The organism is Rhodococcus sp. NPDC006774 (genome assembly GCF_040636045.1).
In the GTDB taxonomy this organism is placed as follows: Bacteria; Actinomycetota; Actinomycetes; order Mycobacteriales; family Mycobacteriaceae; genus Rhodococcoides.
In genome coordinates this window covers 205,132-224,196 of sequence record NZ_JBEYIW010000011.1, presented here as the reverse complement: position 1 = coordinate 224,196, position 19,065 = coordinate 205,132, and the positions used below count along the sequence as shown (strand labels likewise).

The 19,065-nt window shown below is 63.6% G+C and carries 20 protein-coding genes; 14 read left to right on the top strand and 6 right to left on the bottom strand.

Going from position 1 to position 19,065, the window contains the following annotated elements; all coding sequences use genetic code 11:
• The first annotated feature begins 264 nt into the window (after nucleotides 1-264).
• The gene (locus tag ABZ677_RS18395; protein WP_358371862.1) at nucleotides 265-1,773 is read left to right on the top strand and encodes a diguanylate cyclase; all 1,509 of its coding nucleotides are present in this window, start codon (nucleotides 265-267) and stop codon (nucleotides 1,771-1,773) included.
• Nucleotides 1,774-1,854: 81 nt separating this feature from the next.
• On the opposite strand, the gene ABZ677_RS18390 is transcribed toward ABZ677_RS18395, so the two are convergent.
• On the bottom strand, nucleotides 1,855-2,688 hold the full coding sequence (locus ABZ677_RS18390; protein ID WP_358371859.1) for an NAD(P)-dependent oxidoreductase: 834 nt from the start codon (nucleotides 2,686-2,688) through the stop codon (nucleotides 1,855-1,857).
• Between the two features lie 229 nt (nucleotides 2,689-2,917).
• Between ABZ677_RS18390 and ABZ677_RS18385 the strand changes: the two genes are divergently transcribed.
• Nucleotides 2,918-3,511, top strand: coding sequence for a TetR/AcrR family transcriptional regulator (locus ABZ677_RS18385; RefSeq protein ID WP_052047980.1), 594 nt, complete (start codon nucleotides 2,918-2,920; stop codon nucleotides 3,509-3,511).
• A gap of 60 nt (nucleotides 3,512-3,571) precedes the next feature.
• On the opposite strand, the gene ABZ677_RS18380 is transcribed toward ABZ677_RS18385, so the two are convergent.
• Nucleotides 3,572-3,811 carry a hypothetical protein gene (locus tag ABZ677_RS18380; RefSeq protein ID WP_358371856.1) on the bottom strand — a complete coding sequence of 80 codons (240 nt, stop codon included), beginning with the start codon at nucleotides 3,809-3,811 and terminating at the stop codon, nucleotides 3,572-3,574.
• Between the two features lie 133 nt (nucleotides 3,812-3,944).
• Between ABZ677_RS18380 and ABZ677_RS18375 the strand changes: the two genes are divergently transcribed.
• Nucleotides 3,945-4,865 carry an oxygenase MpaB family protein gene (locus ABZ677_RS18375; protein WP_358371853.1) on the top strand — a complete coding sequence of 307 codons (921 nt, stop codon included), beginning with the start codon at nucleotides 3,945-3,947 and terminating at the stop codon, nucleotides 4,863-4,865.
• A complete protein-coding gene (locus ABZ677_RS18370; protein WP_358371850.1) occupies nucleotides 4,862-6,697 on the top strand; it encodes a long-chain fatty acid--CoA ligase in 1,836 nt (611 codons plus the stop codon). Before ABZ677_RS18375 ends, ABZ677_RS18370 begins: the two co-directional genes overlap by 4 nt.
• A gap of 20 nt (nucleotides 6,698-6,717) precedes the next feature.
• Here the strand turns inward: ABZ677_RS18370 and ABZ677_RS18365 are convergent, their stop codons facing one another.
• Nucleotides 6,718-7,563, bottom strand: a complete 846-nt coding sequence (locus ABZ677_RS18365; RefSeq protein ID WP_358371847.1) for an acyl-CoA thioesterase domain-containing protein — start codon at nucleotides 7,561-7,563, stop codon at nucleotides 6,718-6,720.
• 253 nt (nucleotides 7,564-7,816) lie between these two features.
• Between ABZ677_RS18365 and ABZ677_RS18360 the strand changes: the two genes are divergently transcribed.
• From ABZ677_RS18360 to ABZ677_RS18335, 6 genes are all read left to right on the top strand, one after another.
• Nucleotides 7,817-8,593, top strand: coding sequence for a hypothetical protein (locus tag ABZ677_RS18360; protein ID WP_032367208.1), 777 nt, complete (start codon nucleotides 7,817-7,819; stop codon nucleotides 8,591-8,593).
• Nucleotides 8,590-9,171, top strand: coding sequence for a cytochrome c oxidase subunit 3 (locus tag ABZ677_RS18355; RefSeq protein ID WP_358371844.1), 582 nt, complete (start codon nucleotides 8,590-8,592; stop codon nucleotides 9,169-9,171). The genes ABZ677_RS18360 and ABZ677_RS18355 overlap by 4 nt, the downstream gene beginning before the upstream one ends.
• Nucleotides 9,132-9,446 carry a cytochrome C oxidase subunit IV family protein gene (locus ABZ677_RS18350; RefSeq protein ID WP_358371841.1) on the top strand — a complete coding sequence of 105 codons (315 nt, stop codon included), beginning with the start codon at nucleotides 9,132-9,134 and terminating at the stop codon, nucleotides 9,444-9,446. The genes ABZ677_RS18355 and ABZ677_RS18350 overlap by 40 nt, the downstream gene beginning before the upstream one ends.
• 95 nt (nucleotides 9,447-9,541) lie before the next feature.
• The gene (locus ABZ677_RS18345; RefSeq protein ID WP_358371839.1) at nucleotides 9,542-10,270 is read left to right on the top strand and encodes a hypothetical protein; all 729 of its coding nucleotides are present in this window, start codon (nucleotides 9,542-9,544) and stop codon (nucleotides 10,268-10,270) included.
• A 16-nt stretch (nucleotides 10,271-10,286) separates the two neighbouring features.
• On the top strand, nucleotides 10,287-10,937 hold the full coding sequence (locus ABZ677_RS18340) for a cytochrome c oxidase subunit 3 (protein ID WP_358371836.1): 651 nt from the start codon (nucleotides 10,287-10,289) through the stop codon (nucleotides 10,935-10,937).
• Nucleotides 10,934-11,215, top strand: a complete 282-nt coding sequence (locus ABZ677_RS18335; RefSeq protein WP_052073961.1) for a cytochrome C oxidase subunit IV family protein — start codon at nucleotides 10,934-10,936, stop codon at nucleotides 11,213-11,215. The genes ABZ677_RS18340 and ABZ677_RS18335 overlap by 4 nt, the downstream gene beginning before the upstream one ends.
• Nucleotides 11,216-11,228: 13 nt before the next feature.
• On the opposite strand, the gene ABZ677_RS18330 is transcribed toward ABZ677_RS18335, so the two are convergent.
• Together ABZ677_RS18330 and ABZ677_RS18325 are read right to left on the bottom strand one after the other, a co-directional pair.
• The gene (locus tag ABZ677_RS18330) at nucleotides 11,229-11,960 is read right to left on the bottom strand and encodes a nitroreductase (protein WP_256986279.1); all 732 of its coding nucleotides are present in this window, start codon (nucleotides 11,958-11,960) and stop codon (nucleotides 11,229-11,231) included.
• Nucleotides 11,957-12,931, bottom strand: a complete 975-nt coding sequence (locus tag ABZ677_RS18325) for an NADPH:quinone oxidoreductase family protein (RefSeq protein ID WP_358371833.1) — start codon at nucleotides 12,929-12,931, stop codon at nucleotides 11,957-11,959. The genes ABZ677_RS18330 and ABZ677_RS18325 overlap by 4 nt, the downstream gene beginning before the upstream one ends.
• A 94-nt stretch (nucleotides 12,932-13,025) precedes the next feature.
• Here ABZ677_RS18325 and ABZ677_RS18320 point away from each other — a divergent pair, with 94 nt between their 5' ends.
• On the top strand, nucleotides 13,026-13,460 hold the full coding sequence (locus ABZ677_RS18320) for a nuclear transport factor 2 family protein (protein ID WP_032367205.1): 435 nt from the start codon (nucleotides 13,026-13,028) through the stop codon (nucleotides 13,458-13,460).
• A gap of 82 nt (nucleotides 13,461-13,542) precedes the next feature.
• Here the strand turns inward: ABZ677_RS18320 and ABZ677_RS18315 are convergent, their stop codons facing one another.
• Nucleotides 13,543-14,583 carry an LLM class F420-dependent oxidoreductase gene (locus ABZ677_RS18315; protein ID WP_094737148.1) on the bottom strand — a complete coding sequence of 347 codons (1,041 nt, stop codon included), beginning with the start codon at nucleotides 14,581-14,583 and terminating at the stop codon, nucleotides 13,543-13,545.
• A gap of 130 nt (nucleotides 14,584-14,713) precedes the next feature.
• Between ABZ677_RS18315 and ABZ677_RS18310 the strand changes: the two genes are divergently transcribed.
• The 3 genes from ABZ677_RS18310 (at nucleotide 14,714) to ABZ677_RS18300 (ending at nucleotide 19,042) form a co-directional block, all read left to right on the top strand.
• Nucleotides 14,714-16,366: a class I adenylate-forming enzyme family protein gene (locus ABZ677_RS18310; protein ID WP_358371829.1), complete on the top strand. Its 1,653-nt coding sequence runs from the start codon at nucleotides 14,714-14,716 to the stop codon at nucleotides 16,364-16,366.
• Nucleotides 16,367-16,488: 122 nt separating this feature from the next.
• Complete coding sequence (locus tag ABZ677_RS18305; RefSeq protein ID WP_032367203.1) at nucleotides 16,489-17,649, top strand: acyl-CoA dehydrogenase family protein; 1,161 nt, start codon at nucleotides 16,489-16,491, stop codon at nucleotides 17,647-17,649.
• A 70-nt stretch (nucleotides 17,650-17,719) separates the two neighbouring features.
• Nucleotides 17,720-19,042: an FAD-dependent oxidoreductase gene (locus ABZ677_RS18300; protein ID WP_037194320.1), complete on the top strand. Its 1,323-nt coding sequence runs from the start codon at nucleotides 17,720-17,722 to the stop codon at nucleotides 19,040-19,042.
• The last annotated feature ends 23 nt before the right edge of the window (nucleotides 19,043-19,065 follow it).

Below are 19,065 nucleotides of genomic sequence, written 5' to 3'. Positions count from 1 at the left end.
CGCGGGCCGGTACGGGCCTACCTGGATGCGGTCTCGGTGCCGGGCACCGACGGCAGACTTCGGGTGCCGCACCCGGTCGACGTGTTCGCCGCGACCCGTCGTCGACCGGTCGAGCGAAGAGCGGGCCCGGCGACGGTCGTGTAGTGCTTGGGCTGTTCGGATACTCGGTGTCGTCCGTGCCCTCGTCGTGTACGAGCAGGAAACAAGCCCGAGATCCGCAGCCAATGAACAGACGGCGCACCGTTGCTGCTGGACAATGACCGCATGACTCGACGACTCACCCTCAGCGGGGACGCGCTCACGAAGATGATGAACGTTGCGCATCAGCTGGGTGGCGGTCGAGACCTCGACGACATCTTGCACATCGTTGCTCGCACTGTCATCGACGTGATCGGTTTCGACGCCGTCGCGGTCAACGTCCGCCGCGACGACGGCGATCTGGAAGTGAGGGCTGTCATCGGCCCACCCGAAGTGGAAGAGCTCCGTGGGGGCCGCATGTCGGAAGAGCAGTGGCGTGAGATGCTCGGGTCCTGCGAACGATGGGGCGGACTGTTCTTCTCTCGCGCCCTGGAACTTCCGCCCGACGTCCCGAGTGCCGACCCGTGGCGTGAGCGTCTGTCCGGTCGCGACAACCATCGCGTCTCGTCCTCGAAAGCGGACTCGTCCGAGCCCTGGCAGGCGGAGTTCGCTCTGCTGGCACCGATTTGGTCCGAGGGTCGAACCGGCGAAACTCTACAGGGCGTGATCAGCCTCGACCTGCCCAGGAGCGGCCGCACTCCCGACGCCGAACAGCGGATGTTGCTCCACCTCTTCGCAATTCAAGTCGGAATCGCCCTCGACCGGGTGTCCGAGGCGAACCATGCCTCCGATCGGGTCAGTCTGTACCGCTCGGCCTTCGCGGAGTCGCCGCTCGCAACGGTGCTGCTGGACGCACAGTTTCGCTTGACCGACGTCAACGACGCCTTCCTGCAGTTGGCCGACGCGGTACCCGGTGAGTTGGATCAGCGGCACCTGGACGATCTTCTCGACATCGGTTCGGCGGAATGGGCAGCGCGACTGGGGCGACTCGAACCGGGGAAGGCGGTGTCGGTGTCGAGCGAGCTCCGCCTGCACCATCCTCGCGGTATGCCATGGGACCGCTGGGTGGAAGTGACGGTCCGTCGAGTGGACAGCATGAACGACGAACCCCGGTACGTATGCACGCTCACCGATCGCACCGACGCTCGTAACGAGATCATGGCGATCCGTCACCGAGCCGACCACGACGCGCTCACCGGTCTCAGCGCCCGACCCGTCTGGCTCTCGGATCTCGAACATCGACTGACTCGGCGTAACGCCACGAGACCGGACGTTTTCGAGGTCGTGGGAGTCTTGTTCTGCGACCTCGATTCCTTCAAGCGGGTCAACGACATCTCGGGACATCACGCCGGTGACGAGACTCTCGTGACAATCGCTGGTCTGCTGATGCAGGTGACCGAGCCCGCTGATTCGGTATGTCGTTGGGGCGGTGACGAATTCGCGATAGTGACCACTCGTGACTCGGTTGCCGCACTGACGGGCCTGGCCGCGGCGATCACCTCTGCCATCGACGACATGGCGGCATCGGCCGATCCGGCGGACCCGGTTGCCGGAGTATCGATCTCGATCGGGATCGCGGCCACGCACGATACGACGCGCGTCGAATCGGCCACGATGTTCACCGAAGTCGCCGACAGGGCCCTGTACCGTGCCAAGAGCGACCCGCACAACCGGGTACGGGTCACCGAGATCTGAGATCGGTTGCCCGCCTGGCGTCGTGTGTGCTCCGGTGAAACGGATCCACCCGTACAGAACCTCGGCGGGGCCGATCGGCTGTCAGGGCGTGGGATCGACGAAGATGTCGAGAGAGATGGGTTCTTCCCCGCCGTACGGACCGAGATCGGTGATTCCGGATTCGGCAAGGACGTCGACGTCGATCAGAGTTCGACCGTTGATCTCTCCCTGTTTGCGATCGAGCACGGCGACCGCGGCGTCGGCCATGATTCGAGGGGATCGCGAATGTGCCACTCCGGCTTTGCCTCCGAGGAGGTTCTCCACTGCAGCCGTGGCGATCGTACTCTGCGGCCACAGGCAGTTGCTCGAAATCGGAAGGTGTGCAAATTCTGCAGCGAACCCGAGTGTCGCGAGCGTCATGCCGTATTTCGCGAGCATGTAGCCCGGATGTTCGCCGAGCCACTTCTGTGACATGTTCAGCGGCGGCGACAGCGTGAGAACGTGCGGGTTCGGTGACTCGACGAGGTGAGGGAGGCACGCCTGGGTCAACGCGAACGTGCCACGGACGTTCACCTGCTGCATGAGATCGAACCGCTTGAGCGGAAGCTCCTGCGTAGGAGCGAGATTGAGCACGCTGGCGTTGTTGACGACGATATCGATTCCGCCGAATCGGTCCACTGCCGTCGAAGCGGCCTTGGCGATGTCCTCGTCCTTGCGCACGTCGCCGACCACGGCAACTGCGTCGCCGCCGGCGGCGATGATGTCGGCGACCGCAGTGTGGACGGTGCCGGGAAGGCGGGGATCGGGGGTGTCCGTCTTGGCGAGGAGTACGACGTTTCCGCCGCGTTCGGCGATGGCGATGGCGATTGCCAACCCGATCCCACGACTACCTCCCGACATCACTGCGGTTCGTCCTTCGAAGCTTCGTTCGGTCATCGGTGACTGCTTTCGTTCGAGTACTGGCGGGCTGTGAAGAGGCGCGGTCGTCTGCCGGCGACTGCGGAGAGTCCCGTGCGTGCCTTTGGATTGAACATCGATTTCACCACACAGTCAAGACTGACTGCTTTTGGCTCGATGGTCCAGACACGCTCGCGCACGGCAGTATTGCGACACGTTCGCGAGTGGTGCGTTTGCTGTGGGCGCACTCAGCGGCAACACTCGACGTATGCAATCACGCAGCCTCGTCACGCAGAACCGCATTCTGAATGCCGCAGTGCAGGCCCTGGTCGAGTTCGGCTATGCGGGCGCGTCGACGGTGAAGATTCAGGAACTGGCGGACGTGAGCCGAGGCCGCATGCTGCACCAGTATCCGTCGCGGGACGAGCTGTTGGTCGCGGCCGTTCAGCACCTGGCGTCGGCTCGTGTCGATGACGCCGGCGCGCAGGTCGATTGGCCCGCCGCACCCGGCGCACGGATCTGTGCCGTGGTGGATGCGATGTGGTCGACGTACCAGCAGGACTATTTCTGGGCGGCGACCGAACTGTGGATCGGGGCTCGGCACAACGACGGACTCCGCCGTGCGCTGGTCCCGGTGGAACGCGCATTGAACAAGCGAGTCCGCACCGCGACCGATGCGATGTTCGGAGTGCCCTTCATCGACGCACCGGCATACCCGGTGGTGCGTGAACTGCTCAACACCAGCATGCGCGGTGTGGCGCTGACGTACGCGTTCGACCGACGGAGGCCGAGCAGCGAGCCGGATCTGGCGTTGTGGAAGGACTTGGCGCTGGACCGGCTGCTCGGGCCGGATTGCCGCTGATGGTCGGTCTGATCGTCTTCCTCGACGATCGAGACCTCGCGACGAAAAACTGAGCCCCTGTCATTCGCCGATGCGGCGTGAGCGCACGGGAGGTCGCGTCGAGTAGTTCAAGAGGCGTTCACGGAGCGCCGGTTCGAGGTGTTCCGTGCTCGGGCTTCTCAGCTGCTCGGCAAGCCGACGTCGATATTCGACCATGTGCAGCCCGAACTCCACGAACACATCTGCCGCCGACGCGCCTCCGTACGGCTCCCATGCCACCGCAAATGCCATCAATGGGTCGACCGAGTCGAGGGGTGTCATCGTTCGCTCCTGGTTCGTTCGATCCGTCCGATCGTCGATTAAATATTGACACGAAGGCGTTCCTAGTTGCATGGTGAACTGAGAACGGTGCCGTTCCTGATTGGTGCCGATGACGGAATGCGGAGGAACGGTCATGGCGTCGAGCGCAGCACTGATGTCTCGGAAATGGGTGACGGGTCGGGCGGTCGGCCGCCGGATCGAGGAACTCGACCCGGTCGTCGGCAATGAGGAAGCCACTCATCTGAGCCTCGAAGTGCGTTATGGGGACGCCGTTTTCGCTCACGCCGCATACACCGTGGCCTTTGCCCGTCAGGTGGCAATTCCGTCCATTGCGCGAATTCTGTACCGGACCGGAACCGGCGACATGATGCATGACGTACGCAGACGCAACGACGACACGTTGCTCTTCTTCGGAGAGATGCTCCATCACGGGCATTCGAGCGAATACGGCCGATCGGTCATCGACCGGATGGAGCAGATCCACTCGCGATTCGGAATCACCGACGACGACAAGCTGTACACACTGGGATCGCTGGCTTTCGAGCCGGATCGCATCGTCGAACACCTCGGGTTGAACGTCTTCACCGACAACGAGCGTGAAGCGCGCTTCCACTTCTGGCGCCAGGTCGGCGAATACATGGGACTCGACGTCCCGCAGACGCGGGAGGGGTTCTTGCGCTGGACCTTCGACTACGAGGCCGGCTACGAGCACACCGACGGGGCCCGCAAGATCGTCGATCAACTGTTCCTCGATTGGCAGGAGCGGTGGTTCCCCGGTCACACGAAGCGCCTCGCTGACGGCATTCTGCTGTCGGTGTTCTCCGAGGACCTGCGTGCACTCCATCGGCTGCCCGACCCGTCGGCCGGCTACCGGCGGGTGGTGCCGCCGGCAATCGGTGCCTACCTGGCATTTCAGGGCGTTCGCCCGCATCGGCCCCACCGATCCTGGTCCGATCACTTCGGAACGCGGCATCCCAAACCGCTGGACATACCGACGCTCGGCCACCGCAAGTCCATCGTGCGCGCGATCCGCCCGGCAGGAGAAGGCCGTTGAGCAGCACAGGGATCGGTTCGCCGCTGACGGTATGCGAGGCGTTTCAGCGGACCAGGAAGATCGATCCCGGTGCCGTCGCATTCCGTACCCCGGGTGACGCGGTCACGGTGACGTGGGCCGAGTACGACTCTCGGGTGCGGGCATTGGCCTCCGGTTTGCATGCGCTCGGTGTGCGCCGCGGCGACGTCGTTGCCCTGATGATGCGCAACCGTCCCGATTTTGCGCTCGTGGACACTGCCGCAATGCATGTGGGTGCTACGACACTGTCGGTGTACAACACGTCCTCCGCAGCGCAGGTAGCGTACGTTCTCGGTCATTCCGGTGCCCGAATCATGCTGTGCGAGAGCGGAATGGTCTCCACTGTCGTGGCCAGCGGAGCCGAGCTCGATCACCTCGTGTCGATGGATGGCCCCGTCGAAGGTGCGGACTTGACCTTCGCGGAACTGGAAACGATGCAGTCCACTACCCTCGATTTCGAAAGTAGCTGGGAAGCAACGAAACCGGACGACATCGTCACGCTCGTCTACACCTCGGGCACCACCGGCGATCCCAAGGCCGTCGAGATCTCGCACGCGAACGTCCTTGCTGCGGCCTTCGGCCTGAATGCGGTGATCCCCATCGAATTCGGCGATCGAATCACCTCGTTCATGCCTGCCGCGCACATAGCGGACCGGGTCTCGAGTCTGTACTGGATGGCGATCCTCGGCATGCAAGTGACCTACGTCGAGGACGCCAAGGCCATTCTCCCCGCGTTGATCGACACGCGGCCCACGGTGTGGTTCGCGGTTCCCCGGGTGTGGGAGAAATTTCGGGCAGCGCTCGAAGCGAAGGTCGATTCCATGACCGACGACTCCGCTCGGGAAACCACCCGTCGAGCAATCGAACTGGGGCGCCGGCGTTCACGCGCCCGGCTCGGCGGACCCGACTTGTCCGCCGAGGACGCCGCCGAGTGGCGGACGTTGGACGCTCGGGTGTTGTCGCAGCTGCGCGCCGCCATCGGCCTGGATCAGGCGCGTGCGTCGATTTGTGGCTCGGCACCCATTTCACCCGCGACGCTCGAGTTCTTCCTTGCCATCGGGATCACCGTCGTCGAGGTGTGGGGCATGACGGAGACCACCGGAATCGGAACGATGAACCCGCCGGACGCTATTCGGCTCGGTTCGGTCGGAAGGGTGTTCCCCGGAAACGAGATCTCGGTGGCCGAGGACGGAGAGCTGCTCGTTCGAGGGCCGGTCTGTTTCGGTCGTTACCGGCATGCGCCGGAACTGACCGTGGCGGCCATCGACGGTGACGGATGGGTGCGCACCGGGGACATCGCGACCATCGATTCGGACGGGTACGTGCGCATCGTCGATCGCAAGAAAGAAATTCTGATCAACGCTGCCGGTAAGAACATGTCGCCGGCGAACATCGAGAACGCAGTGAAGGCCGCGTGTCCGCTGATCGCCACCGTCGCCGTCATCGGCGATGCGAGACCGTTCAACGTGGCACTGGTGACGTTGGACCCGGACGCAGCCGCGGCGCTTGCCGCCAGGCTGGGAATCGGCGATATACCGAGCGAAGCTCTGGCACAGGACGAACGGATCGCGGCGGTGGTGGCCGATGGGATCGCAGCGGCGAACGAGAACCTCTCGCGGGTGGAGCAGATCAAACGTCACCGCATACTGGGTGGGGTCTGGGACGCCGGTGGTGACGAGCTGACCCCGACGCTCAAGCTGCGGCGCAAGCCGATCTCCGAGAAATACGCAACCGAGATCGAGGAGCTGTACTCCTCGGGCACCGTGCACACCGTGCACACCGTGCACACCCTGGACAGTCTGGGCGGGCGCTGACAGCCGGCTTCCGAACAGGGTCAGGTCAGCAGGATCGTGCCGTGGGATCGTACGAGGGTCTTACCGTCCGCGGTGCGCAGCTCCGAATCGAGTAGGCAGAATCGGCGACCCCGTCGCACCAGGGTGGTCTCGATGATCAACTCGCCCATGGACAGCGCGGGGGAGCGGATGAGATCGACGCCGACGTCGGCGAGATAGAAGCCCTGTCCTCGTTCGGCAAGTGGCCGGGCGGCCACTTCGGTGGCAGTAGCCATGAGGCCGACGAGAACACCGCCCTGTACCGAACCGAAGGGATTGAGCATCCAGGACTTCGGCTCGACGCTCGCCGTGGTTGTCCCTGCCGACCTGTCGACGACCGTCAGGCCGTAGACATCGGCCGGGCCGCCGCTGTCGGAGGTCGATGTCGGACCGAGAGGTAGATCGGCGGGGGATAGGGCCGGTATGCCGTCGATCATCGACCGCTCCACCTTCGCGGCGCGGGCGGTCGCGGTTGCCAGCACCACCCCGTCGCCGGTCCGAACTTCTGCGCGGCCGAGCGCTGTGCCCGTCGTGTCGTCTACGTGGACTGGCCAACCGTCGGCGACCAGTTCCGCGGAGTGGGACGTCGCGCCGGTCAGCGCGATCGACATGCTGGCGACCACGGCAATCGGTTGCGTCTCGCTTGCGCAATACCCTGCGGACCCGACTGTGCAATCCAAGAGCACACCGAACATCGGGAGTCCGAATCGGCCCACGTCGTCGGCGAGGGAAGGAATCGTGTTCTGCGCGAACGACACCGAACCGTGGTCCGATCGCACGTAGCGCACGCCCATGGCGGCGGCCGCCGCATCGCGACTCAGTAGCGCCGATGTTGCCGAATCTTGCATCAGGAATTGTCCCCTCGTAGACGTTCTCCTGGGACTGTAGCTCAAATTTACGTACCGTTATATTTCTCGCTCACCACTCGTTCTCGCTGGGGTGCGACCGCTCGAGTGTTGTCAGGGGCGGTCGCCTCGGCTAAGTTCCATGTGACCCAGGACATAGCCGCGTAAACATCAGGCATCAGAATTGAATACAGATTCGATTCTCTGAGAATTTCGGCGGTGTCCCACCTCTCCGAACCTCGAAGGAGCTCATGCTGTGGCAACTCCGACCACCCCGCCGGGCGTCAGTCCGATCGACCGATCACCTGCCGTCACTGCGAGCCACGGCATCGACTACACAATTCTCCGCGTCTGCGTGTACTCCGGAGCCGCCTACGTGGTGCTCGGCCTGCTGGGATTTGCGGTGTTCGCCGGATTCTGGCCGCCGCCTGCGGAGAGCCTGACGGCGCGGGAGATCGGAGACTTCTTCCGCGAGAACAGCGTCGACATCCGCATCGGGATGGTGTTGATGGCAATGTGTGGGCCGTTCTACTTCGTCTGGAGCGCAGTGCTTTCCAAGATCGTGAGCCGCATCGAGGGTCCGATGGGCGTGCTGTCGAGCGTCGAACTGCTGGGCGGACTGCTGACCGGGCTCGTCACGTTCACCCCCGCAGTCATCTGGGCGACGGCCGCATTTCGCGTCGACGCTCGGTCGGACGAGACGATTGCGCTCTTCTACGACTACGGCTGGCTGTTCTTCGACCTGACCTTCGTCTGCTCGTCGTTGCAGAGTGTCGCGTTGGGAGTGGCAATCCTGCGGGATCGACGCTCGACGCCTCTGTTCCCCAGCTGGGTCGCGTGGGTGTGCTTCCTCACCGCAGTGACCTATGTGCCTTTGGTCGGGGTCCCGTTCTTCCAGTCGGGTCCCTTCGCATGGCATGGCCTGATCAACTTCTGGGCCGTGTTCGTCATGTTCTTCATCATGATCTTCGTCGTGAGTCCGTACGCGTACAGAGCATTGCGCGTTCTGCAGGCGGAAGATTCACGAGTGTGATCGACGTCGGACATGCTCGTGCGAAATCCGGGCGGTTGCCCGGTATCGAGGGCGTGTGGGTGCTCATCTGTGGTGACCTGGCCATCTTCACCCTCCTGTTCGGATCGTTCATGCATGCACGGTCGACAGCGGTTCCGGAGTTCGAGTCCGGACGGCAATTCCTCTCTCCCGACTGGGGTGGGCTCAATACCCTCGTTCTGCTGACGAGTTCGTGGTTCGTCGTCCAGGCGCTCCTTGCCCTGCGGGCGGGAAGGGTCGGGGAGGGGCGGCGCTGGATCGGCGCAGGGGCCGCACTCGGCGCCGTGTTCGCAGTCTCGAAGGCCTTCGAGTACGCCCGGGAGATGCGGCACGGATTCACCCCTGCGTCGAGCGAGTTCTCGATGTACTACTACTCGCTGACCGGCATCCACCTGGTGCACGTCCTCTGTGGCACAGTGGGTTTGACGGTCTTCGCGCTCGTCCGCACACGCGCTGCACGCGCGGGTGCTTCCGCAGGATTCGAGAGCATGGCGATCTACTGGCACATGGTGGATCTGCTGTGGATCTTTCTGTTCCCGATGCTCTACCTTCTGAAGTGAAAGCGTTACGTCCGGTTTCCTCGGTCACCGGCGTGTGGTTGCTGTTGATGACCGCCACCGTCCTCACCACGTGGGTACTCTCCGACGGAGCTGTCGGCGGGGAGGTCGCCACAGTGGTCGTCCTGCTCATCGCGGGCTCGAAGGTCCGGCTCGTGATGCGGTACTTCATGGAATTACGCGATGCCGGTCGGATTCCACGGGTGATGCTCGAAGTCTGGGTCCTCGGGGTGACACTGATGATCGTCGGCTTCTACATGCTCGCCCCGATGGGCTGAGGGGCCATTGACTCCTCGCTGCGGCCTACGTTACGTTTCTAATCCACAATCGAATCCGGCCTCCATGTGCGGTAAGACCATCGGAGACAAATCCAATGAACCCACGTGTGCTCACGGTGTGCGCTTTCGGCGGCCCGGCTGCGGTGATCGTCACTCTTGTCGGTTGGTCGATCGCGGGGGTGCTGCCGCTGCCGATCGGCCCGGGCGCTCCACAGGCCGAGGTCATGAGCTTCTACCTCGACAACAGCGTCAGAACCGGTACGGGCTTCGTCATCGCCTCGCTGGGAATCGTGCTCTATGCGCCGCTGGTCGCACTGACGACCATGCACATGCTGCGCATCGAGGGTAGAAGGCCGGTCCTGGCCTTCACTCAGTTGGTCACCGGCACAGCGACATTGCTCATCAACGGACTGCCCATGCTGCTGTGGGCACTGGCGACGTTCCGGGCCGACCGGAGCGCCGATACCGTGCTGCTTCTGCACGACATGGGATGGCTCATCCTCTTCCCGGGCATCATGTTGTTCTGCCTGCAGAACATCTCGATCGGCCTGGCGGTCGTCACCAGTGACGGCTCGGTCTTCCCGCGGTGGCTCGGATATCTGAACTTCTTCGTCGCGCTGTCGTTCGTGCCCGATCCACTCGCCTTCTTCTTCCACTCGGGCCCCCTCGCATGGAACGGCGTCTTCGTGTTCTGGCTCGCACTGACGACCTACTGCATCTTCTTGTGTGCGATGACGTGGGCATGCCTGCGGGCCAACGCCACACTCGGCAGCGCGCTGGACCGCCCACGTCGTCGGGACGAGACCGTACTGTCCTCCTCATGAGGGCTCCGAGATCGTCATGAGCGAGCGTATGCCCGAATTCCTCTGGGACGATGAAGAATCCGACAGCAGATCGGTAGTGGCCGAGCGAGGTGTGCCGCGCCCGCAGACACCGGGACTGCCCGCGGAAACGGGGCTGTGGCTGTTCGTACTCGGGGACATGACGGTCTTCGGATGGTTCTTCCTCGTGTTCATGTGGGAGCGCCGTCGCGACGAGGGTCTGTTCGTGAGGTCATCGGCTGCCCTGTACCAACCGATCGGCGTGGCCAACACCCTTGTCCTTCTGGTCAGTTCGCTGCTGGTGGTACTCGCGCTGCATGCACATCGGGTCGGTCGTCGGCCATCGGCAATTCGGTACCTCGGTGGTGCAGGTCTGTGTGCCGTCACCTTCGCCGGACTGAAGGCAGTCGAGTACACGCTCGAGATTCGGGCCGGCCATACGCCGACCGAGAACACGTTCTTTCTCTTCTACTTCGCGCTGACCGGTATTCACCTGGTTCATGTGCTGGTCGGTGCGTTGCTTCTCGGGGGATGGTGGCGAGTCGCGCGACGCGACAACTCGTGGAGCCGTGACCGTCTCTTCGTCGAATCGGCTGCAGTCTACTGGCACATGGTCGATCTGCTGTGGATCGTCATCTTCACTCTCGTCTACTTGGTGGGTGCCGAATGAACGACGAGACCACGACCTTCCCGCAGCGGGCGGTGATCGTATGGGTGCTGTTGGTGGCGTTGACGATCTCGACGTTCTGGCTCGGCACACACCAACCGTTCGGCAGCACCGACACACGGGTTGCGTCGGCGCTGGTGATCGCGCTGGCCTTCGCCAAGGTGTACTTCATCGTCGCCGATTTCATGGAGGTGCGGCACGCCCCCCGCGCGCTGAAGATTGCCTTCGGCATCTGGTTCACCACGATCGGTGGTGCCATCGTGGTGCTGAACCTCGTCTGAGCAAGATTCCTCGTCAGGAGTCGATCCAGTCGACCACCTCGTCGATGTCGGCCCGGCTGGTTCGGAAGCTGTTCGTCGGGTCGTCCGTGTCGGCGTATCCGAACGAGATTCCGCAGACGATCGTACGGTCGGTTGCGAGGCCGAGTTCGGCGCGAATCACGCTCGGGTACATGGCCAGCGCGGCCTGTGCGATGCTACCGACCCCGTGGGCCGTCGCCGCAAGCAGGAAGCTGCTGACGTATCCGCCGCAGTCGACGGCTCCGTAGGAACCGAGCGCCTCGTCGGAATGCACGATCGCTACGTGCGGGGCGTCGAAGAACGAGAAGTTGCGAAGCGACTGCTCCATCTGTCGCTGGTGGTCGCCGCGTTCGATGCCGAGCGCGTTGTAGAGCTGCAGACCGCTCTCGCGACGACGCGTTCGGTGCACATCCCGGTACTCACGGGGAAAGGGGATGTCCGGTGAATCCGTGCGGCCCTCCGTTGCGGCCGCGGTCAGGGCGCTCCGTAGCCTGTCCGTTCCCGCACCGCTGGTGATCGAGAGCTGCCACGCCTGGCTGTTGCACCAGGACGCCGTCCGCTGAGCGGTGTCCAGAATCGACCGAATCGTCTGGCGTGGTACGGGTTCGGGCATGAACGAGCGGCAACTCGTGCGCACCGCCATCAGATGATTCAGGGTGTCGACGGCGCCGTCCGGTAGCTCGGACGAGCGGCGGGTATCGAGCACGGATCGGATGTCGTTCGTCATGAGATTCCTTCGATGATGGTGGTGCCGAGTTTGTCGCGTCCTGCGACCAGACGTACCGCGTCGGCGGCGTCGTCGAGCGTGAAGCGTCCGGTGATGGGCGGGGTGATCCGGCCGGAGGCGAGCAGTTCTTCCAGTGCGTCGCGGTTCTGGGCGGCCTGAACGGGTTCGCGGTTCTCGAAGTCGGCGATCTCGTATCCGATGATAGACGAGCCCTTGAGCAGCACCAGATTCATCGGTACCCGGGCCGGCCCGCCGGCGGCGAATCCCACGATCACGAACCGACCGCCGTAACCTGTTGCCCGAAGCGCAGGTTCGGTGATGTCTCCTCCGACCATGTCCAGTACTACGTCCGCGCCCTGTGGGCACACGGCCTTGAGAGCGTCCTTGAACCCGGGTTCGGTATACGACACCACTTCGTCGGCCCCGATATCACGGCAGAACTGCAGCTTGTCCGCTGTGGACGCGCAGGCAATCACTCTGGCACCGAGCGCCTTTCCGATGAGGATGGCAGCGCTGCCCGCGCCACCCGAGGCTCCCAGGACCACCAGGTCCTCGCTTTCCCGCAGCGAGCCCTTCGAGACGATCGCGTCGTATGCCGTCCGGTACGGCACACCGGCCAAGCAGGCCAGGTCGAAGGGGAGGGCATCGGGGGTCGGGCGGAGCTTGTCCTCGGATATCGCAATGCGCTCGGCGAAGCCTCCGACGAATGCCAGTCCGTGTACGCGATCGCCCACCGAGAATCGCGTGCACGCATCTCCTACCTCGACGACGACGCCGGCAACGTTGTTCCCCGGAACGAACGGACGAGGCACGGGAATCTGATAGATCCCCCGCATGACGAGGGTATCGACGAAGTCGACCGAGGCCGCGCGTATGTCGAGCAGTACCTGGCGCGGCCCGGGGAGCGGGTCGGCGACCTCCTGCACGCGCAACTCGTTCAGGTCTGCGTCGTCACAGAGCAGGGCCTTCATGGCGAGTCCTTCCGGAAATGTCGACCGGGTGTCACGAATTCCGTGACAATAATCGAATCTAGGATAGATTATTTGCAACTACAGAGGAGAGATCATGACGCCCCATCCTACCGACCCGGAGTTCACTCAAGCGTTCTCGAAGGCGTGGACCGACGACCCCGATGCCTTGGTGGAGTTCTTTGCACCCGAAGCCTACTACCGCGACATGGCGTTCGAGCCGAAGTATGTTGGACGTGAGGCAATCTCGAAATTTCATCGGTACATGTTGAAGTTCGCGCCCGACTCGTTCATCGAGTTCGAGGACATTCGAGCCGCAGATGGCCGCTTCTACGGAAAGTGGCGGTGGTCCGGTACCTACGGCGGCCCCCTCCGGTTACGCAACGGGAAGGTGATCGACGCGTCGGGCAAGCAGTTCACGGTGTTCGGGGTGGCGATTTGCGAGTACGGCGACGACGGAAGACTGACGAGCCACGAGGACTATTGGGACCTGGCAACCGTCCTCGACCAGGTCGGCGTCACGATCGCCTGACCGAGAGTTACTTCCCTGCTTGCCTGCCTGCCGGTCGTGATCGGTGAGCCCGGTGCCGACCGGTAGCGGCACCGGGCCGAGATCATCCGATCAGGTTGCGGAGCAATGCGATCTGGGCAATGCGCTCGGCCGAGTCCTTCGTGACCGGGGTGACGTTGAGTGTGGTGACGCCGGCCTCGGCGAACGCGGCGATTCGTTCCTTCACGTAACCGGCGGGTCCGATGAGGTTGACGGCTCGGGCCAGGTCGTCGGGTACCGCAGCGGCCGCCTCGTCCTTTCTCCCCGCGAGATACAGGTCCTGGATCGTCGCCGCCTCGGCGGCGTAGCCGTATCGGCATGCCAGATCGTTGTAGAAGTTCTTGCCCTTCGCTCCCATGCCGCCGATGTACAGCGCCAGATGCGGTTTCACACCGGCGAGGTATTTGTCTGCGTCCTCACCGATGGCCAAGGTCGGTCCGGCATAGATGTCGAGCTCGCCCAGCGACGGATCCCGTCTGGCCTTGCCCGCGGCAAGCGCATCGCCCCACACCGAGTGCGCCTTCTCCGGGGCGAAGAAGATCGGTTGCCAGCCTTCGGCGATCTCGGCCGTGAGCTCGACGTTCTTCGGCCCGATAGCCGCAACGAGGATCGGGATCTTCTCTCGCACCGGATGATTGATGAGTTTGAGCGGCTTGCCGAGTCCGGTTCCCCTGTCGGCCGGAAGCGGAATCTGGTAGTGCTTGCCCTGGTGCTGAACGCGCTCCCGTCGCCACACCTGTCGGCAGATGTCCACCACTTCTCGGGTACGAGCGAGGGGAGCGTCGTAGGTGACCCCGTGAAAGCCTTCGACCACCTGCGGACCGGACGCGCCCAGGCCGAGGACGAATCTGCCGTCCGATACGTAGTCGAGGCCTGCGGCAGTCATTGCTGTCAGTGACGGTGTGCGGGTGTAGATCTGGATGATGCCCGACGCGAGCTGCACCGTCGAGGTAGTGGCAGCAAGGTAGCCGAGTTGGCTGACGGCGTCGAAGGAATACGCTTCCGGGACGAAGATGATGTCGAGCCCGACCTTCTCGAGCTCGGCCACCTCGGCTGCGGATTCTCGGAAACCGCCCGAGTAGTCGATCATGGTTCCGATTCGCATTGCTCTCCTGATCGGCGTTCTCGCGGTGAACTTCACCGACGTATTCTCGTAATTTTTAATCCATATTATGTAAAACTGCAAGGACGCGATCAGGAGTCGCGCGCTGGTCTGTGCTCGAAACGGAGGACATATGACAACACTGGAGACTCGCCCGGCCGATCGAGAGCGCGATCCTCTCGTCATGTCGTTCTGGGAACGAGACACGAGCTCGGATCTGGTCGACCACACGGTGGGTGGCGTACTCGCCGAACGCGCGGTCACTCACTCCGCGGTGACCGCGCTGATCGGAACTCGCCACGGAGACGGTGCGGAGCTTCGCTTGACCTACGCCGAACTGTACGAGGAGGCGCTGAAGGTGGCGACGGCTCTGCGGCAGCTGGCCGAGCCGGGGGAGTTCGTCGCCCTGTGGGCACCGAACAACGTCGAGTGGCCGATAATTCAGTTCGGTGCGGCCCTCGCAGGCGTCGTCCTGGTTGCATTGAACCCGGTTCTTCGACGCGGCGAACTCGACTACGCACTCGGACACTCCGGCGCACGCGTTCTGATCCATGCGGATTCGAGCCGCGACTACGACATGGCCGAGGTGGCGTCGAGCATCGCGGGGGATCGATCGGACTTGATCGTGATCAGCCTGTCCGAGCGCGCTCGCTGGCGGGCGGACGAGGTAGCCGCCGAGACGTTGTCCAACGTTCCCCACGATCCTCTCGCGCCCGTCATGCTGCAGTACACCTCGGGGACCACGGGAAAGCCGAAGGGGGTGCTGCTCTCTCATCGATCTCTGGTCAACGTTGCCAAGCTCACGATGGAGTACGTCGGGATCGAGTCGGGATCGGTCGCGGTCAATCCGCTGCCGATGTTCCACACCGCGGCGTGTGTGGTCGCAACGCTCGGGCCGGTGTGGGTCGGTGGCACGGTGGTCCTGATCGAACAGTTCGCCCCGGCTCCGGTGATCGAGACCGCGCGGCGTGAATCAGCGGACCTGTTGTTCTACGTGCCGGCCGTACTCGGGGCCATCCTCGAATCCGTTCGAGGTGAGGAGGGCAACGCACCGCACGTGACCACGATGTTCGGCGGGGCCGCACCAGTGCCCTCGGCGATGATCGAATCTGCCGAGAGAGTGTTCGGATCGGCGGTGTTGAATGTGTTCGGGCAGACAGAACTATCGCCGGTGCTGTCCGCGACCCGGCGGACCGATTCGCGGCGGGACCAGTTGACGACCGTCGGACACCCGTTGGCCCAGGTGGACTGCAAGGTGATCGACCCGGTGACGGGCGACGTGCTGCCGATCGGCGAGGTCGGTGAAATCTGCGCTCGCGGTTACCTGCAGTTCCTGGAGTACTGGAAGGATCCCGACGCGACCGCGCGAGCGCTGGACCGCGACGGCTTCGTGCGCACCGGCGATCTGGGCTCGATGGACTCGCGCGGCTACCTGACGCTGGCCGGTCGGCTCAAGGATCTCATCATCAGGGGAGGGGAGAACATTTCCCCGCTCGAGATCGAGTCGGCGCTGCTGGCCGTCGATTCTGTTCTGGACGCCACCGTGATCGGACTTGCCGACGCCCGGCTGGGTGAGGTGGTGGCCGTGGTGGTTCGAGTTCGCGGTGAGGCCGCCGCGGACTTGCGCGAGCAGCTCGAGCGGCATGCTCGGGCGGTCCTTTCGCCGTACAAGGTGCCGAGTCGGTGGTTCCTGGCCGAAGAATTACCGCTGACTCCGACCGGCAAGATCCGTAAGTTCCGGGTTGTCGAGGGCATTCGGAACGACGAGTTCCACGAGTTGCTCTGACTTCGCCGTCTGCGGCAGAAGCGAGGACTCGGTTGACTCCGATATATTTTTATCTATATTAGATTATGAACGAGCTGGTGCGATCGCGCCGGCCACCCACACGAACAAGGGACGGTCCAGCCGTGCAGGGTCTGATCAACGACAACGACGAGCACCGCCTGATCCGAGAGAGCGTCGCCAAGATCGCGGACCGATACGGTGCCGCGTACTTCCTCGAGCGCGCGCGGGCGAACGGGAACATCGACGAGCTGTGGAAGGAACTGGGAGAATCCGGCCTTCTCGGAGTGCATCTACCCGAGGAATTCGGCGGCGGTGGCGGCGGAATGGCCGAGGCCGTGGTTGTCGTCGAAGAACTCGCTGCGCACGGTTTCCCGCTGCTGATCTGGGTCATCTCACCGGCCATCTGCGGCTCCATCGTCAACATGCACGGGTCGACCGAGATGAAGCAGAAGTGGCTGCCGGCGCTGGCCGACGGATCGAAGAAGATGTCCTTCGGACTGACCGAACCCGATGCGGGCTCGAACAGTCATGCTCTGAAGACGACAGCGACGCGCGACGGCGACGGCTGGGTACTCAACGGCGGAAAGTACTACATCTCGGCGGTGGACGAGGCCGACGCGCTTCTCGTGGTGGCCAAGGACGTCGAGCATTCGACGGGCGAGCGCAAGGCGCTGTCGCTCTTCGTCGTTCCGACCGATACTCCCGGCCTGACCCTGCAGAAGATCGACACCGCGATCGTCTCGCCCGACAAGCAGTTCACCGTGTTCCTCGACGGCGTGCGGGTGGGACCGGACGCACTGATCGGTGCGGCCGGCCAGGGATTGAAGCAGGTGTTCGCCGGACTCAATCCGGAGCGGATTCTGGTCGGTGCCATCTGTGGTGGGGTCGGTCGTTACGCGCTGGACAAGGCCGTCGACTACGCCAAGACCAGGGAGGTCTGGTCGGTTCCGATCGGGTCGCATCAGGGTGTGGCCCACCCGCTTGCGGCAGCGCAGATCGACGTCGAGCTCGGACGTCTCGCCACGGCGAAGAGTGCCGAGTTGTTCGATGCAGGCAAGCCGTCGGGCGAGGCCGCGAACATTGCCAAGTACGCGGCCTCCGAGGCCGCTCTGAAGGCGCTGGACCAGTCGATCCAGACACACGGTGGAAACGGACTCACCCACGAATACGGCTTGGCGGAGTTGTGGTTCGTCACTCGCTTGATGCGTACGGCACCGGTGAGCAAAGAGATGGTCCTGAACTTCGTCGCGCAGACCACCATGGGGCTGCCGCGCTCGTACTGACACCCCGTACCGACACAAAGCCAACGCGCCGAACTGGTTTCGGTGAGCTGATCTCGAGGAGCACAGAACGATGAGTACACCGGAAACACAGCAGTTCGATGTCGTGGTGGTCGGTGCGGGCGCAGGTGGCCTGTTCACCGCAGCTCGGCTGGCGCACAAAGGGTATCGGACTTTGGTGGTGGAATCCCTCGACAAGGTCGGCGGACGCGCATCCACCGACGAGATCGACGGATTCAAGGTCAACAACGGCGCAATCGTCATCGAGTTGGGTGGCATCACCGAGGAGACGTTCGCGGAGGTCGGGGCGAAATTCGACATCCGGATGCCGTCCCCTCCGATTCTGTACAGCATCGGTGGCAAGAACGTCGACGTCACCGGTGGCGGGTGGGGCTTCCTGCTCTCCAAACTGACCCGACAGGGTGCCAAACTGGTCAGCGGCCTCGGTGCTGCCCGCAACGACAGCGGCATGCCCGAGGACGAGCTGTCCACCGCGGAGTGGGTTTCGAAGTACACGAAGAACGAAGGTGTGCACGGGATCTTCCGCAACATGTGTGCGTCGGTGTTCGCCGTCAGCTCCACCGAGCTCCCTGCGAAGGTGTTCCTGACCTACTTCACGCGCAAGAGTGCGTTCAAGAAGTTCGGCTTCCACCCCCAGGGCACCATCGGTGTCTGGCAGTCGCTGGTCGAGTCCATCGAAGGCAACGGCGGGCAGGTGTGGCTGTCGACGTCCGCAGACCGCATTCTCGTCGAGGACGGCGTGGTGCGCGGAATCGTGGCAACACGTGGTGGAGTCGAGACGACGGTCGAGGCGCGCGTGGTGATCAGCGACGTCGGTCCGAGCGCAACGCTGAAGCTGACCGGCGACGACGCCGTGGGTGCGGATTACGCCGCCCAGGTACGTGCGGCCGATCGTCCGTGCTCGATGATCGCGGTGAACTTCGCCAGCCAGGAGCGCCTCGTCGACGTTCCCGGAATGCTGAGCTTCGCGAAATCGCGTCGCCTCGCGTACATCGCCAACTTCACCGAGACCTGCCCCGAAATGGCTCCGGACGGGTGGAACCTGTACGTGGGTGGTGCAATTCCCGAACCCTCGGTCGGCGATTTCGATTCCGACACCGAGGTCGAACTGGTCATGGAGGACCTGCGTGACGCGATCGAGAACTTCGACTCACGTGCACGGGTGATCTCGGTCAACGTCACTCGTGACGGCTGGCCACCGCAGCGGGCAGTGGCCGGCTTCGATCTACCGAACACGACACCGATCACGGGCCTGTGGAACGTGGGTGACGGAGTGAAGGAATTCGCCAACGGCGGAACCACGGCCTGCGCTGAAACGGCAAAGATCGTGGCCGACAGTGTGATCGAGAGCTTCCCTCTCGTTCACCAGAGCTGAACCGAACTCGGCCGGTGCCGATG